Source organism: Allobosea minatitlanensis, from assembly GCF_964020775.1.
The window spans coordinates 1,126,764-1,141,630 of sequence record NZ_OZ224509.1 but is presented as its reverse complement, the minus strand read 5'-3'; the positions used below and the strand labels follow the sequence as shown (position 1 = coordinate 1,141,630).

Sequence of the window (14,867 nt, the reverse complement as noted above, 5' to 3'; positions counted from 1 at the left end):
GAGAGGGTTCCCCGCGCTGGCTGGATCATTGTCGCATTCATGGGCGCCAGTCCGGCAGCCGGTCAGAGCCCCGCCTTCGCCAGCGCCTTCGCCTGCCGCTCTGCCACGCCTTCCACCGAAAACCCCTCGATCTCCGCCTCGAACAGCCGGTGGAAGTTCAATTCGGCGTCGAGATGCAGGAAGACGCCGCCGAGTCCGATCGCGGCGCGGTCCATGAAGACGAATTCGCGCGGCACCGTCACCGGCCCGCGCTTCTTCAGCGCCTGATGCACCTGGAAGGCCTGCTTGCGGCCGTATTCGGCGGGGCTGACATCCTCGGCGATGCGCCTGACGCGATCTTCCAGCAGCGGCCCGTAGATGAAGCGCGCCCAGATGTTGAGCGTGTCGACCAGATCCTTGCTCAGCCCCTTGAAGCCCCAGGTCTCGTAGGCGTGGACGACGCGGGCCTCGTCGCCCTGCTGCAGGCCGCGATAGAGATCGACCACGCCCTCGACGAAGCTCGGCGGGAAGATGCGGATGCAGCCATAGTCGAGCAGGTTGATGCCTTGCGGCTCGCCGTCGACCGGGAACACCGTGTAGTTCCCGAGATGCGGGTCGCCATGGATGACGCCGTGATGGCTGAAGGGCCGCCACCAGGCCCTGAACATCGCGGTCGAGATGCGGTCGCGCGCCGCCTGCCCGTCCTGCTTGTGCGACAAGATCGGGCTGCCGTCGAGCCAGTGCATGCTGAGCAGCCGCCTGGTCGAGAGCGCAGGCTCCAGCGCCGGCACGCGGACCTCGGGCGTCTCCGACAGGATCGCCCGGTAGAGCGCGACATGCTTGGCCTCGCGCCGATAATCCAGCTCCTCGCGGATGCGGGCGCCGATCTCCTCGACCATCTCGCTGGTGTCGATCACCGCACCCATGCGCCGGTGCAGCGAGAACAGCACTTCGAGCTGGGCGAGATCGGCCTCCACCGCCGATTCCATGTCGGGATATTGCAGCTTGCAGGCGAGCGGCACGCCGGCGAGCGTCGTCGCCCGGTGCACCTGCCCGAGCGAGGCCGCGGCCGCCGGCCGGAGGTCGAATTCGCCGAAGCGCTCGCGCCAGCCGGCGCCGAGCTCGGCCATCATCCGCCGCTTGACGAAGGCCGCGCCCATCGGCGGCGCCTGCGACTGCAGCTTCTGCAATTCGGCGGCGTATTCCGGCGGCACCACATTGGGAATGGTGGCGACGAGCTGCGCCACCTTCATGATCGGCCCCTTCAGCCCGCCCAGGGCCTTCGCCAGCGCCTCGGCATTGGAGGCGTCGCGCCCCTCCATGCCGAAGAGCCGGGCGCCCGCCATCCGCGCCGCCACCCCGCCGACATTCGCGCCGACACGGGCATAGCGCGCCGCCCGGGCGGAGAATCGGTTGGCTTCGCTATCGCGTTCGGACATGCCCATGGCGCTTTCGCTGTTCCCGTCCCGACCATGTAGGCAGCGGCACCCCCGCCGCCAATGCGGCAAGCGGCCCGCGGCCGCTCACGCCGCGCCGCCGCCCTGCCCCGCGAGCAGGCAGATCCGCCGGGCCACCTCGTAGGACGCCTCGAAGGCCGGCACCGGCAGGAACTCGAAGCGCGAGTGGAAGTTCAGTCCGCCGGTGAAAAAGTTCGGCGTCGGCAGGCCGCGCGCCGAGAGCGCCGCCCCGTCCGTGCCGCCGCGCATCGGCAGGATGTTCGGGGCGATCTGCAACTGCTTCAGCGCCGTCAGCAGCAGCTCGACCGGGCGGCGGTCGTCGCCGAGGCTGTCGCTGATGTTGCCATAGGTGTCGCTGACCGTCGCCGTCACCGTCCCGGTCGGATAGCGGCGGGCGATCTGCGCGGCGACATCCGCGATCCGCTGCTTGCGGGCGGCGAAGGAGGCCTTGTCGAAATCGCGGATATTGGCCTTGAGCACCGCCTGCGCCGCATTCGCGCGCATGTCGGTGAACCAGACATAGCCCTCGCGGCCTTCGGTGTTCTCCGGCGTCTCGGCCCGGTCGAAGGCGGCGATGAAGTCCTGCGCCATCAGCAGCGGGTTGACCAGCACGCCCTTGGCCGAGATCGGATGGGCGGTGACGCCGGTGAAGACGATCTCGGCGCCGGCGGCGTTGAAGTTCTCGTAGACGACCTCGCCGACCGCGCAGCCGTCGATGGTATAGGCGAAATCGCAGGGGAAGCGCGCCAGATCGAGCGCCTTGGCGCCGCGCAGGCCGATCTCCTCGTCCGGCACGAAGGCGGCATGGATGTCGCCATGTCCGTCCTCGTCCCGGAGCCGCCCGAGCAGCGTCATCAGGATCGCGACCGCCGCCTTGTTGTCGGCGCCGAGCACGCTGGTGCCGTCGCTGAAGACGATGTCGTGCCCCTTCCAGGGCAGGATCTCCGGATGCTCGGCGACCCGCAGCCAGATCCCTTGCTCCGCGTTCAGGCAGAGATCCTCGCCCGCGAAGCGCAACAATTGCGGCTTGACGACCGGCGACAGGCCGACATCGACCGTGTCGAGATGGGCGATGAAGCCGATGCGCGGCGCATCGGGCCGGGCGCCGCGCTTGACCGCCGTGACCGTGGCATGCTCGTCGACGACGACATCATCGAGCCCGAGCCCGCGCAGCTCCTGCGCGAGCAGCTCCGCCAGCCGCTGCTGGCCCGGCGTGCTCGGCAGCGTCGTGGCCGCGGCGTCGCTCTGGCTCTCGACCGCGACATAGCGGAAGAACCGCTCCAGCAACTCGTCTCTCAGGCTCATCGAACGCAAATCCTCGATTCTCAGGCGCCGCCCATCCGGGCGAGGCTGCTTCGTACTTCGTCGACGCGCGCCGCGCGACCGCCGGCGGCCTCGACCCGGCGCAGCGTCTGCGCGATCAGTTGCGCGTTGGTCTTCTCGCAGCCGAAGGGCGCATCCTCCAGCCCGCCGCGGACATGGACGCCCCGCGCCACCGCCGGGCCGATCAGGTCGGCCAGATCGACCCCGAGCCCGGCGATCATCGCCGGCGCGCCGGGCGCGGCTTCCGCCAGCAGCTTCAGATGCGCGTCGAGCGCCCATTCGCGCGGCGGAAAGCCCCAGGCGAAGGCGTCGGAGAACATCAACCGGTAGATCGGCATCGGCAGGCCCGGATAGGCCCTGGCCAGCGCAGCGCCGAGCCGGGTGAAGCCGGGCTCGTAGATCGCATAGCTCGGATGCACCTTGTGGCGCTGCGCCACCGCCATCCCCTCGCGGATATGCTCGCCCGGATTCTGGTAGATGAAGCCGGCCTCTCCCTGCGGGATGCCGTCAAAGCTCGTCCAGTTGCAGGAGCCGGGGTCGAGCACGCCCCATTCGACGAGCCCGCGCTTCGCCAGCTCCTCCAGATGGGTGTAGCGGCCGGACTCATGCATGTCGCCGGCATAGCCGGAGCCGAGGATCGGGATCGTCGGATAGACGATGGCGTCGACCCTGGCGCGGATGCCCTCGATCGCCTGCGCATAGAGCTCCCAGTCGTCGCGCTGGCGCCCGGTCGCGACGTCGTAGACATGCAGGTGCACGATCGCGGCCCCCGCCTCCACGGCGGCGATGCCGTCCGCGACGATGTCGGGAATGGCGATCGGGATGCCCGGCTGGCGTTCCTTGCCCCAGGGACCGTTGATCGCGGCCTCGATCCAGATCGGCTCGGTCATGCAGGCATATCCTTCGGCCAGTTGTCGCGGATCCAGCGCGTCAGCCCGTCCTCGTCGACCTCGCCCGCCGCGAGCGCGAGGATCGCGGCGGCGGCATCGGCCTCCGGCACGATGAAGTCGACGCCGTTGATGTAGAGGAAGGTGTAGAGCGCGAGCAGCTCGGTTCGCTTGTTGCCGTCGATGAAGGGATGGTTTTTCGCCAACCCGAATGCGTAGGCAGCGGCGAGCTCGGGCAGCCCGGCGTTGTCATAGGACCATTTGTTGATCGGTCGTTCGAGCGCCGAGACGAGCATGCCTTCATCGCGCAATCCTGCTCCCCCGCCATGAATGGCGAGCTGCTCGTCGTGAATCGCGATGATGATCTCGTCCGACAGCCAATTTGGCTCGATCACTTCGCGAGTTCCGCCAGGGCGTTATGATAGATTTTCATCCCGCGCCGCGCGGCTTCCATCGCCTTGTCGAAATCCGGCTTCTGCTTGACGAAGCGAAAGCCGCCGCCGGCCTGCTCGACCAGATGGACCTTATCGCCCTCGGAGAGCTTGAGCTGCGCGAGGACGTCCCGCGGCAGGATCAGCCCAAGCGAGTTGCCGATCTTCCGGATCTGCAGCACCTTGGCATTCTCGCTGCCACGCTCGGTCGCAGGAGGGTTCTGCTTGTTCATCGCGAAATTCTTTCTGAAGGCAATGGCGTTATATCACGCGTATAACATACGCACGGTTATAACGAAAGTTATGCCGGGCTGAGGCCCGCCGTCGCCTTGTCAGACGCCCCCGATGGCGAATCTAGTGTCGCAAGCCTCAGCAGACGGATGACGACATGCTCGAACGCGGGACCACCTATGACGACACGCTGCGCCGCTTCGCTTGGCGCATTCCCGAGCGCTTCAACATCGGCACCGCCTGCTCGGATGCCCATGCCGACGGCTCGGGCCAACCGGCGCTGATCTTCGAGGAGGAGGCTGGCCGGGTCGCGACGCTCTCCTTCGACGACCTCGCCCGCGCCTCGAACCGCTTCGCCAATCTCCTCGCCCATCACGGCATCGGGGCGGGCGAGCGCGTCGGCATCCTCCTGCCGCAATCGCCGCAGACCGCGATCGCCCATCTCGGCACCTACAAGCGCGGCGCCATTGCGCTCCCGCTGTTCATCCAGTTCGGGCCGGAGGCGCTGGAGCACCGGCTCGGCCATAGCGGCGCCAGCGTGCTCGTCACCGATGCCGGGAACATCGGCAAGGTCGAGGCGATCCGCAACGCCCTGCCGAACCTGCGCAAGATCCTCGTCGTCGGCGGCGCCGGCCATCCCGATTTCGAGGCCGAGCTGGCGAAGGCCTCGGACAGCTACACCGCCGCCGACACGCGTGCCGACGATCCGGCGCTGATCATCTACACCTCCGGCACCACCGGAAAGCCGAAGGGCGCGCTGCACGCCCACCGCGTCCTGCTCGGCCATCTGCCGGGCGTGCAGATGCCGCAGGAGTTCTTCCCGCAGCCGGGCGACCTGTTCTGGACCCCGGCCGACTGGGCCTGGATCGGCGGCCTGCTCGACGTGCTGCTGCCGAGCCTCTATTGCGGCGTGCCGGTGCTCGCCTCGCGCGCCCGCAAATTCGACCCCGAGGCCGCCTTCGCGCTGATGGCGCGGCACAAGGTCCGCAACGCCTTCCTGCCGCCGACCGCGCTCAAGCTGATGCGACAGGTCCGCGATCCCAGGCGCTTCGGCTACGATATGCGCTCGATCGGGACCGGCGGCGAGACGCTCGGCGTCGACATGCTCGACTGGAGCCGCGAGACCTTCGGCTTCCCGGTCAACGAGTTCTACGGCCAGACCGAGGCCAATCTGCTCGTCGCCAATTGCGCCGGCCTCTATCCGGTCAAGCCGGGCTCGATGGGCCGCACCGTGCCCGGCCACCGCGTCGCGGTGATCTCGCCCGAGGGTCGCGAGTTGCCGCCCGGCGAGCAGGGCCTGATCGCGGTCGCACGGCCGGATCCGGTGATGATGCTGGAATACTGGAACCAGCCGGAGGCCACGGCGGCGAAGTTCATCGGCGACTGGCTCGTCACCGGCGACACCGGCGCGCGCGACGAGGAAGGCTATTTCTGGTTCCAGGGCCGCGACGACGACATCATCTCCTCCGGCTCCTACCGCATCGGGCCGGGCGACATCGAGGACTGCATCATCCGCCATCCGGCCGTGCTGATGGTCGCGGTGATCGGCGTGCCCGATCCGGTCCGCACCGAGATCGTCAAGGCCTTCGTGCTGCCGAAGCCGGGGGTGACGCCTTCGCCCGCATTGGCCGCCGAGATCCAGGCCTTCGTGCGCGACCGGCTGGCGGCCTATCAGTATCCGCGCGAGGTCGAATTCGTGACAGAGCTGCCGCTGACCGCGACCGGCAAGATCATGCGCAAGGAGCTGCGCAACCGCGAGATCGCGAAGCAGCGGGGCGGCTGAAAGGCAAGGGGCAGCAGGCTTGGGGTGCGAGGAACCCCTCTCCTATAAGGAGAGGGGCAGGGGTGAGGTGTAGGCCCTTGGACCAGTTAGGCACGCCCTCACCGCAGCAGCGACCGCCTCACAGCAAACACGGTGAGCGGCCTACCCCTCACCCTGCCCTCTTCCTCCGGGAGAGGGTTCCCCGCGGGTTCTGGAAAAACGTCAGCGCGCCTCCAGCACCAGCTCGAAGGTCATCAGCACCGGATTGTCGCCCCGGACCAGCCGCCCGCTCGCCAGCGCGCCGGCATAGTCCACCAGCGCGACGTCGATCGCAGCCGCGAGCCCGCCGGCGCCGGCCCCGATCCGCCCCGCGGTGATCGCGACCTCGGTCGCGAAATTCTCGACCCTCCCGCCATCGGCGAAGCGCGCCCCGATGGTCGAGCCGACGCCGCCATGGACCGCCGCCTCGCGGATGCCGCGCTCGGCGCAGAACGCCTCCAGCGCCCCGCAGAAATCGACATTCGGCTTGATGCGGAGTGCGAAGAAGCGCCCTTTCCGCGGCCCGGCCGCGGGCGCAGGCACGGGCCCGAACAGCTTGAAATGGGTCTCGCCGTCCGGTTCGGCGACGAAGGCCGCGCCGTCGAGCCCGAGCGCCGGCACGGTGATCGTCTCGGCGACGATCGTCTCCTCCGGCAGGATATGCCCGCCGCTGCGCTTGCCGTCGCCTTCCACCCACAGCGCATGCGCATGGAAGAACGGCGCCCCATCGCGCCGGCCGAAGGTCATCACGCCGCGCTCGATGCGCGCCCCGCCCGCAGGCCGGAACGTTTCGCTGTAGAAAGCCGCATGCTCCGGCGTCTTCGACAGCGCCGGCATCACATAGGCGAAGGGCGAAAGCGCCAGCCCGTCGAGCTTCACCGTGCCCGAGGCGAAGCCCGCCGCCGCGAAGCCCTCCCGCACCGCCTCCAGCAGCGGCATCCCGGCCGGCAGCGTCAGCGAGACGGCGCGCCCGCCGCATTCGACCCATTGGATGCGCTCGGGCGTGCCGGTGCCGGGCTGCTCGATCCGCCTCACGACGCCTTCCCCTTCAGGAAGTCGAGCTCGCCGCGCTTCTCCAGCTCGTCCCTGACCAGGCGCTTCGGCACCTTGCCATAGCCGGATTTCGGCAGCGCCTCCCAGAACAGGAAGCGCTTGGGCATCTTGTAGCGGGGGATCTTGGCGCCGAGGAATTCCGCGATCTCGCCTTCGCTCGCGCCCTGGCCGGGGCGCGCCACGCAGACCGCGATGCCGATCTCGCCCCAGACCGGATCGGGCACGCCGAGCACCGCGACCTCGGCGATCGCCGGATGGGTCAGGATCTTCTCCTCGATCTCGCGCGGATAGATGTTCGAGCCGCCGGAGATGTACATGTCCGAGGCGCGGCCGGTAATGTAGACGAAGCCCTGCTCGTCCATATGGCCGAGATCGCCGGTGCGGAACCAGCCGTCGCGGAAGGATTTCGCATTGGCTTCCGGGTTGTCGTAATAGCCGGCGAAGACGGCGGGGCCGATGACGCAGATCTCGCCCTGCACGCCGGGCGGGACCTCCTTGCCGTCATCGTCCTGGATCTGCACCTGCATGCCGGTGCGCTCGAAGCCGCAGGTACCGATGCGCGCATGCGGCCCGTCCTCCGGCTCGTGCAGGGCGGGCGGCAGCACGGTGATGTTGCCGGTGACCTCGCCCAGCCCGAAATACTGCACGATCACCTTGCCGAGCTTCTTCAGCGCCGCCTTCTGGTCCTCGCGATACATCGGGGCGCCGGCATAGATGATGTAGCGCAGGCTCGAATGATCGTATTGGTCCACGGCCGGATGCTCGACCAGCATCTTCAGGATCGTCGGCACGGTGAAGATGTTGCTGATGCGGTAGCGCTCGATCAGCCGGTAGGCCTCGTCGACGTCGAAGCGCTCGGTCGAAAGCAGGATCGAGGTCGCGCCGCGCGCCGACATCATGAGCTGGTGCACGCCCGCCCCATGCGAGAGCGGCGCCACCACCAGCGAGGCGTCGGCCTCGGTCGAGCCCGGCACGAGGTCGCAGAGATGGTTCGTCACCACGAAGCTCATCTGGCCATGGGTCAGCACCGCCGCCTTGGAGCGCCCGGTGGTGCCCGAGGTGAAGAAGAACCAGCAGGGATCGTCGCGCTCGACCGCGACGCTCTCGACCTTTTCGCCGCGATGGCGCGCGATCACCGCCCCGGCCTCGTCCTCGCCGAGGCTGCCCGGGCCGATCCGCCAGATGAACGCCGGCGCCGGGCTCGCCGCCGCGACCGCCGCCGCATGCTCGGGGAAGTCGCCATGGCAGAGGAAGGCCTTCGCGCCCGAAGCCGAAGCGAGATAGGCGACCTCGTCGGGCATCAGCCGGAAATTCGTCGGGACCCAGACGGCGCCGAGCCGGAAGGTCGCGAACATCGAGACGAACATCGTGTCGCAGTTCTTGGAATGGACGAGCACGCGGTCGCCCTTGCCGATGCCGCGTGCCCTCAGGCCGGCGGCCAGCGCCGAGACCTGCGTGTCGAACGCCGCCCAGTCATGCCGCAGATCGCCCTGGATGAAGGCGGCATGGCCCGGCAGGCGCCGGGCGTTCTGGGTCACGATATGGGCGAGGTTCATCACCCGGCGCGACATCGGCACGACGCCCCCGGCGGGGGCTGCGGTTGCGGAGCTCATTTGGCTCTCCCTGTCTCGATCCTGCGCGGCACGGCCGCCGCCACGGGCTTCCCGCCCGGTTTCGATAGGAACATCCGCGCCAGCAGCGCTTCCATCCGCGCGCCCTCGCGGGCCAGCAGCGTCGCGAGCTCGGCCTGCCGGGCCGGCGTCATCCGGCTGTCGATCGCGGCGAGCGACAGCGCGCCGGCGACGCGGCCGTCGGGATAGCGGAAGGCCCGGCCCATGCCCCATGAGCTGGCGACCAGCCGGCCGGGATTGAGCGAGAAGCCGCGCGCGCGGGTCTGCACGATATCGGCCCGGACCGCATCGGGCGGGAAACCGGGATAGCGCGCCAGCAGCGCCGCCTCGTTGGCCGCGACGATGCGGTCCACATCCGCGTCCGGCAATGCGGCGAGAAGCGCGAGCGAACCGGCGCCGACGCCGAGCGGATGCTGGTCCCCGGCCTGCAGCGCATGGGTGCGCACCGGATAGGTCCCCTCCTCCCGGTGCAGGCAGATCGCGTAGTTCTCGCGCCGGACGGTAAGGAAGCTCGTATCCTGCGTCTCGCCGGAAAGCCGGCGCAGGCTGTCCATCGCCAGCTCGAGCAGGCTGTGGCGCCGCGCCGCCAGCACGCCGAGCACGAAGGCCTCCTCGCCCAGGCAATAATGGCGCGTCTGCGCCTCCTGCTCGACCAGCCCGGCCCGCATCAGTGCCAGCAGCAGCCGCCGCGCCGTCGGCTTGTTGAGCCCGCTGCCGGAGACGATCTCGCCGAGCGGCAGCCCCTCGGCCGGCTCGCGCCCGATCAGCGAAAGCAGGCCGAGCGCGCGGTCCACGCTCTGCGAACCGGACAATCCGGCGCCGGTCACGGCACTTTGCGGCAAGCAATCCTCCCGTAAGTCCACGATATGGACCTTGTTCTTATGGACTAACCCTAGATTGGCGCTTTGCGGATTGCAATGCGGCCTCCCTCGTGTAATCTCGCCGACGTTCCGCTGCGTAGCCATTCACAGTGTGGACCACGATCGACGCCGTCTGCATCGCAAGACCGGCGCGGAGGGAGGACGAAACGATGAGCTGCAAGGCAACCCGCATGGCGGGCGCGACGCGCCCGCCGATCCGGCGCTGAGACCGCGGCATGGCCGACGCCGTCGATACGCTGTCGATCCCCGAGAACCTGAGCGAGAACGAGGACGCGCGCCCCGGCTCGGCGATCATGCGCCCGGTCGAGATCGTCGCGGCGGCGCTGGTCGCCTTCATCATCTGCGTGCTGCTGCTGGGCGTCACCTCGCGCTACGTCTTCTCGCTGCCCTTCGTCTGGGTCGACGAGGTCGCCTCGATCTCCTTCATCTGGCTCGCCATGCTGGGGGCGGCCATCGCCATCGACCGCAACGAGCATCTGCGCCTGACGCTCTTCGTCGGCCTGATGCCGGCGCGGCTGCGCGGCTTCGTCGAGACGCTTGCGCTCGTCGCCGTCGCCGCCTTCCTGGCCGCCATGGTCGATCCGTCGATCGAATATGCGGTGGAGGAGAGCTACGTCACCTCGGCGGCGCTCAACATTCCCAATAGCTGGCGGGTCTCGGCGATTCCGACCGGCATCGCGCTGATGCTGCTGCTGACGCTGCGCTATCTGTTCGGCACCGCGCGCCTCGCCGATCTCGCCTGGGCGGGGCTGCTGGTGGGCGGGCTCGGCCTCGCCTTCTGGCTGCTCGGGCCGACGCTGAAGGGGCTCGGCTATTTCAACATCCTGATCTTCCTGATCGGCGTCGTCGCCGCCTGCCTCGTCGCGGGCGTGCCGATCGCCTTCTGCTTCGGGCTCGGCACGCTCTGCTTCCTGGTGTTCTCGACCAATGTCCCGATGATGGTCGTGGTCGGGCGCATGGACGAGGGCATGTCGAGCATCATCCTGCTCTCGGTGCCGATCTTCGTGCTGCTCGGCTGCGTGCTCGACGCCACCGGCATGGGCAAGGCGATCGTCGATTTCCTCGCCTCGCTGCTCGGCCATGTCCGCGCCGGCATGTCCTATGTGCTGCTCGGCTCGCTCTTCCTGGTCTCGGGCATCTCCGGCTCGAAGGTCTCGGACATGGCGACGGTGGCGCCGGCCCTGTTCCCCGAGATGAAGCGCCGCGGCTACAAGCCCAAGGACCTGATCGCGCTGCTCTCCACCGGCGCGGCCATGGCCGACACGGTGCCGCCCTCGATCGTGCTGATCGTGCTCGGCTCGGTCGCCGGCGTGTCGATCGCCGGGCTGTTCAACGCCGGCTTCGTCATCGCCGGCGTGCTGCTGGTCGCGCTCGCCGGCCTCGCCCGCTGGAAGGCGATGGCGGAGGACATGAAGGGCGTGCGCCGCGCGCCGCTGGCGGTGATCGGCAAGGTCGCGCTGATCGCGGCGCCGGCCCTGGTGCTGCCCTTCATCATCCGCGCCGCGGTCGGCGGCGGCGTCGCCACCGCCACCGAGGTCTCGACCATCGCCGTGCTCTACGCGCTGGTCATCGGCATCGTGCTCTATGGCGGCATCGGCCTGCCGAAATTCTACCGCATGCTGGTCGAGACGGCCGCGCTCTCGGGCGCGATCCTGATGATCCTCGGCACGGCGCTGGCCATGGCCTGGGCGCTGACGCAGACCGGCTTCGCCCGCGACCTCGCCAGCTTCATGGCGAATCTGCCCGGCGGCTGGCTCACCTTCATGGCGGTCACCATCGTCGTCTTCATGATCCTCGGCTGCGTGCTGGAGGGCCTGCCGGCGATCGTGCTGATGGCGCCGCTGATGTTCCCGATCGCCAAGAATCTCGGCATCAACGACATCCATTATTCGATGGTCGTGGTCACGGCGATGAATATCGGCCTGATGACGCCGCCGATCGGCATCGGCTTCTACATCGCCTGCAAGATCGGCAACGTCTCGCCCGACGAGGCGATGGGCGCGATCTGGCCCTATCTCGTCGCGCTGCTGGTCGGCCTCGTCGTCATCGCCCTCGTCCCCGGCCTCTCGACCTGGGTGCTGTAGCCGCCTCGCCGGACAAGAAACCAAGAGCCCAAGGAGAAAACGCCCATGACCATCTCACGCCGCAGCCTGCTCAAGGCGACCGCCGCCGCCTCCGCCATCGGCACCTTCCACATCGGCCGCGCCAACGCCCAGAGCGCCGAGTTCACCTATAAATACGCCAACAACCTGCCGGTCGCGCATCCGATGAACCAGCGCGCCAACGAGGCGGCGGCGAAGATCAAGGAAGAGACCAAGGGCCGCGTCGAGATCCAGATCTTCCCGAACAACCAGCTCGGCTCCGACACCGACATGCTGAGCCAGGTCCGCTCGGGCGGCGTCGAGTTCTTCACGCTCTCGCCGCTGATCCTGTCGACCCTGGTCGCCAACGCCTCGCTCTCGGGCATCGGCTTCGCCTTCCCGAACTACGACGCGGTCTGGAAGGCGATGGACGGCGAGCTCGGGACTTATGTCCGCGGCCAGATCAACAAGGCCAACCTCGTCGTCATGGACAAGATCTGGGACAACGGCTTCCGCCAGATCACCTCGTCCAAGGGCCCGATCAACACGCCCGACGACCTCAAGGGCTTCAAGATCCGCGTGCCGGTCTCGCCGCTCTGGACCTCGATGTTCACGGCCTTCCAGTCGGCCCCGGCCTCGATCAACTTCGCCGAGGTCTACACCGCGCTGCAGACCAAGATCGTCGACGGCCAGGAGAACCCGCTCGCCATCATCTCGACGGCCAAGCTCTTCGAGGTGCAGAAATACCTCTCCCTGACCAACCATATGTGGGACGGCTTCTGGTTCCTGGCCAACCGCCGCGCCTGGGAGAAGCTGCCCGAGGACCTGCGCGCCATCGTCGCCAGGAACATCAACGCCGCCGCGCTGCTCGAGCGCGAGGACGTCGCCAAGCTCAATGCCGGCCTGCAGGGCGAGCTCGCCTCCAAGGGCATGGCCATCAACGAGCCCAAGGCCGAGGCCTTCCGCGACGCGCTGCGCAAGGCCGGCTTCTACGCCGAGTGGAAGAAGAAGTATGGCGACGAGGCCTGGGCCATCCTGGAGAAGGCCGTCGGCAGCCCGCTGAGCTGAGCCACGCCCATCACCGCACGCAAGCCATTCCGGGCGCAGCGAAGCGAAGACCCGGGATCCATGCCGGAACGGCGCAGGCATGGATCCCGGATCGGCGCGGCTTCGCCGCTCGTCCGGGCTGACTCGCGCATCTGTCTTCTATCGAGAGACCGACCACCATGGCCGACCGGCTGAAGGGCAAGATCGCCATCGTCTTCGGCGCGGGCTCCTCCGGACCGGGCTGGGGCAACGGCAAGGCCGCCGCTGTCGCCTATGCGCGCGAGGGGGCCGGCGTCGCCTGCATCGACCTCAACCGCGACGCCGCCGCCGAAACCGCCGCGATCATCGCCGGCGAAGGCGGCCGGGCGCTGGCGCTCGCCGCCGACGTCACCGAGCTCGCCTCGGTCGAGGCCTGCGTCGCCGAGACGGCACGGCATTTCGGCCGGCTCGACATCCTCCACAACAATGTCGGCGTCACCCATATGGGCGGGCCGGTCGAACTCTCGGAAGAGCAGTTCGAGGCCTCGCTCCAGCTCAATCTCGGCTCGGTCTATCGCTGCGCCAAGGCGGCGATCCCGGCGATGCTGAAGGGCGGCGGCGGCGCCATCGTCAACATCTCCTCGCTCGCGGCGATCCGCTGGACCGGCTATCCCTACTTCGCCTACTACGCCACCAAGGCGGCGGTGAACCAGGCGACGGTCGCGCTGGCGATGCAGTATGCGAGGGCCGGCATCCGCGCCAACTGCATCATGCCGGGGCTGATCGACACGCCGTTGATCTACAGGCAGATCTCCACGCAATACGCCTCGGTCGCGGAGATGGTCGCCGCCCGCAACGCGCTGGTGCCGCTCGGCCAGATGGGCACAGCCTGGGACATCGCCAACGCCGCCGTCTTCCTCGCCTCCGACGAGGCGAAGTTCATCACCGGAATCTGCCTGCCGGTCGATGGCGGCCAGAGCTGCGCCACCGCGCCGCTCGGCTGAGCCCGGAACCATCTCCCGTCCTTCTCGGGCTCATCCTGAGGATCTTCCGCGAGGAACGCTGGAACCTCCCTCGAGCATCGACTGTTCATTCCCCGGCTGGAACGCTTGCTCCATTCCGGCTTCGCTGCCAGAAAGAACGGCGACGGGAATCCGCAAGGGGAACGGAGTTCGGATGAGCGAGACGGCGACAGCGGACCTGCCGCGCGACTTCGACGGCCTGCGCGCGCTGATCCTCGGCCAGCGCGAGAGCCTGCCCAAGCGCATCGCCCAGATCGCCGCCTATGCGCTCGACAACCCCGACGAGATCGCCTTCGGCACCGCCGCCAGCATCGCGGTCTCGGCCGGCGTCCAGCCCTCGACGCTGATCCGCTTCGCCCAGCATCTCGGCTTCGACGGCTTCACCAGCCTGCAGGTCGTCTTCCGCGAGCGGCTGCGCGAGCGCAATTCCAGCTATGAGGAGCGGCTCAACACCTTGCGCGCCGATGAGGGCGCCGCCGGCAACCACCGCATCCTCGACGGCTTCCTCACCGCCTCGCGCAAATCGCTCGACGTGATGAGCCGCAGCCTCGACGAGGGCACGCTCGACCGCGCCATCGCGCTGCTGGCCGGCGCCGAGACCCTCTATATCGTCGCCCGCCGCCGCTCCTATCCGGTCGCGAGCTATCTCGCCTATGCGCTGGGCAAGCTCGGCGTCCGCTACCAGCTCGTCGAGTCGGCGGCGGGGCTCGACCCGGAGATGATCGCCTTCGCCACGCCGAAGGACGCCGTGCTGGTCGTCAGCTTCTCGCCCTATGCGCCGGCGACGGTGGAGGATGCCCGCGGCCTCGCCGAGCGCGGCGTGCCGCTCGTCGCCATCACCGACAGCGCCTTCTCGCCGCTCGCCAACGTCGCCAGGCTGTGGTTCGAGGTGGCGGAGGCCGATTTCGGCGGCTTCCGCACGCTGTCCTCGACGATGGCGCTGGCGATGGCGCTCGCCGTCGGCATCGGCGAGGCCCGCCGCGCCGGCGCCGGCAAAAGCGCGGGCAAGGGCAGGCGCCGCGGCCGCGCCTGAAGCGGAGCGCGGGCCTGATTAGGAATATATA

Annotated in this window: 13 protein-coding genes; 5 read left to right on the top strand and 8 right to left on the bottom strand. The window is 68.6% G+C overall.

The annotated features are described in order from the left end of the window. Window positions 1–62 precede the first annotated feature (62 nt). The 5 genes from ACWH43_RS05410 to ACWH43_RS05390 form a co-directional block, all read right to left on the bottom strand. Window positions 63–1,418, bottom strand: coding sequence for an ABC1 kinase family protein (locus ACWH43_RS05410; protein ID WP_448153413.1), 1,356 nt, complete (start codon window positions 1,416–1,418; stop codon window positions 63–65). Window positions 1,419–1,502: 84 nt separating this feature from the next. Beyond that, window positions 1,503–2,741: a peptidase T gene (gene pepT, locus ACWH43_RS05405; RefSeq protein ID WP_158443441.1), complete on the bottom strand. Its 1,239-nt coding sequence runs from the start codon at window positions 2,739–2,741 to the stop codon at window positions 1,503–1,505. Window positions 2,742–2,761: 20 nt separating this feature from the next. After that, window positions 2,762–3,649 carry a BKACE family enzyme gene (locus ACWH43_RS05400; protein ID WP_158443440.1) on the bottom strand — a complete coding sequence of 296 codons (888 nt, stop codon included), beginning with the start codon at window positions 3,647–3,649 and terminating at the stop codon, window positions 2,762–2,764. Continuing rightward, the gene (locus tag ACWH43_RS05395) at window positions 3,646–4,041 is read right to left on the bottom strand and encodes a type II toxin-antitoxin system death-on-curing family toxin (protein WP_158443439.1); all 396 of its coding nucleotides are present in this window, start codon (window positions 4,039–4,041) and stop codon (window positions 3,646–3,648) included. Before ACWH43_RS05395 ends, ACWH43_RS05400 begins: the two co-directional genes overlap by 4 nt. After that, window positions 4,038–4,310 (bottom strand): AbrB/MazE/SpoVT family DNA-binding domain-containing protein, encoded by a 273-nt coding sequence (locus ACWH43_RS05390; protein ID WP_158443438.1) that lies wholly within the window; start codon window positions 4,308–4,310, stop codon window positions 4,038–4,040. Before ACWH43_RS05390 ends, ACWH43_RS05395 begins: the two co-directional genes overlap by 4 nt. 155 nt (window positions 4,311–4,465) lie before the next feature. On the opposite strand from ACWH43_RS05390, the gene ACWH43_RS05385 reads away from it, so the two are divergent. Continuing rightward, window positions 4,466–6,091, top strand: a complete 1,626-nt coding sequence (locus ACWH43_RS05385; RefSeq protein WP_158443437.1) for an acyl-CoA synthetase — start codon at window positions 4,466–4,468, stop codon at window positions 6,089–6,091. 201 nt (window positions 6,092–6,292) lie between these two features. Here ACWH43_RS05385 and ACWH43_RS05380 read toward each other — a convergent pair whose 3' ends face one another. The 3 genes from ACWH43_RS05380 to ACWH43_RS05370 are packed head-to-tail and all read right to left on the bottom strand — an operon-like array spanning window position 6,293 to window position 9,635. Then, the gene (locus tag ACWH43_RS05380; protein ID WP_158443436.1) at window positions 6,293–7,144 is read right to left on the bottom strand and encodes a PCC domain-containing protein; all 852 of its coding nucleotides are present in this window, start codon (window positions 7,142–7,144) and stop codon (window positions 6,293–6,295) included. Next, on the bottom strand, window positions 7,141–8,775 hold the full coding sequence (locus tag ACWH43_RS05375) for an acyl-CoA synthetase (protein ID WP_158443435.1): 1,635 nt from the start codon (window positions 8,773–8,775) through the stop codon (window positions 7,141–7,143). Before ACWH43_RS05375 ends, ACWH43_RS05380 begins: the two co-directional genes overlap by 4 nt. Continuing rightward, a complete protein-coding gene (locus ACWH43_RS05370; RefSeq protein ID WP_260349297.1) occupies window positions 8,772–9,635 on the bottom strand; it encodes an IclR family transcriptional regulator in 864 nt (287 codons plus the stop codon). Before ACWH43_RS05370 ends, ACWH43_RS05375 begins: the two co-directional genes overlap by 4 nt. 254 nt (window positions 9,636–9,889) lie before the next feature. On the opposite strand from ACWH43_RS05370, the gene ACWH43_RS05365 reads away from it, so the two are divergent. The 4 genes from ACWH43_RS05365 (at window position 9,890) to ACWH43_RS05350 (ending at window position 14,836) form a co-directional block, all read left to right on the top strand. Continuing rightward, entirely contained in the window at window positions 9,890–11,758 is a 1,869-nt protein-coding gene (locus tag ACWH43_RS05365) for a TRAP transporter large permease (protein ID WP_158448039.1), read from the top strand. A gap of 45 nt (window positions 11,759–11,803) precedes the next feature. Further along, complete coding sequence (locus ACWH43_RS05360) at window positions 11,804–12,823, top strand: TRAP transporter substrate-binding protein (protein ID WP_158443432.1); 1,020 nt, start codon at window positions 11,804–11,806, stop codon at window positions 12,821–12,823. A gap of 158 nt (window positions 12,824–12,981) precedes the next feature. Beyond that, entirely contained in the window at window positions 12,982–13,785 is an 804-nt protein-coding gene (locus ACWH43_RS05355) for an SDR family NAD(P)-dependent oxidoreductase (protein WP_158443431.1), read from the top strand. A gap of 172 nt (window positions 13,786–13,957) precedes the next feature. Further along, a complete protein-coding gene (locus ACWH43_RS05350) occupies window positions 13,958–14,836 on the top strand; it encodes a MurR/RpiR family transcriptional regulator (protein ID WP_158443430.1) in 879 nt (292 codons plus the stop codon). The last annotated feature ends 31 nt before the right edge of the window (window positions 14,837–14,867 follow it).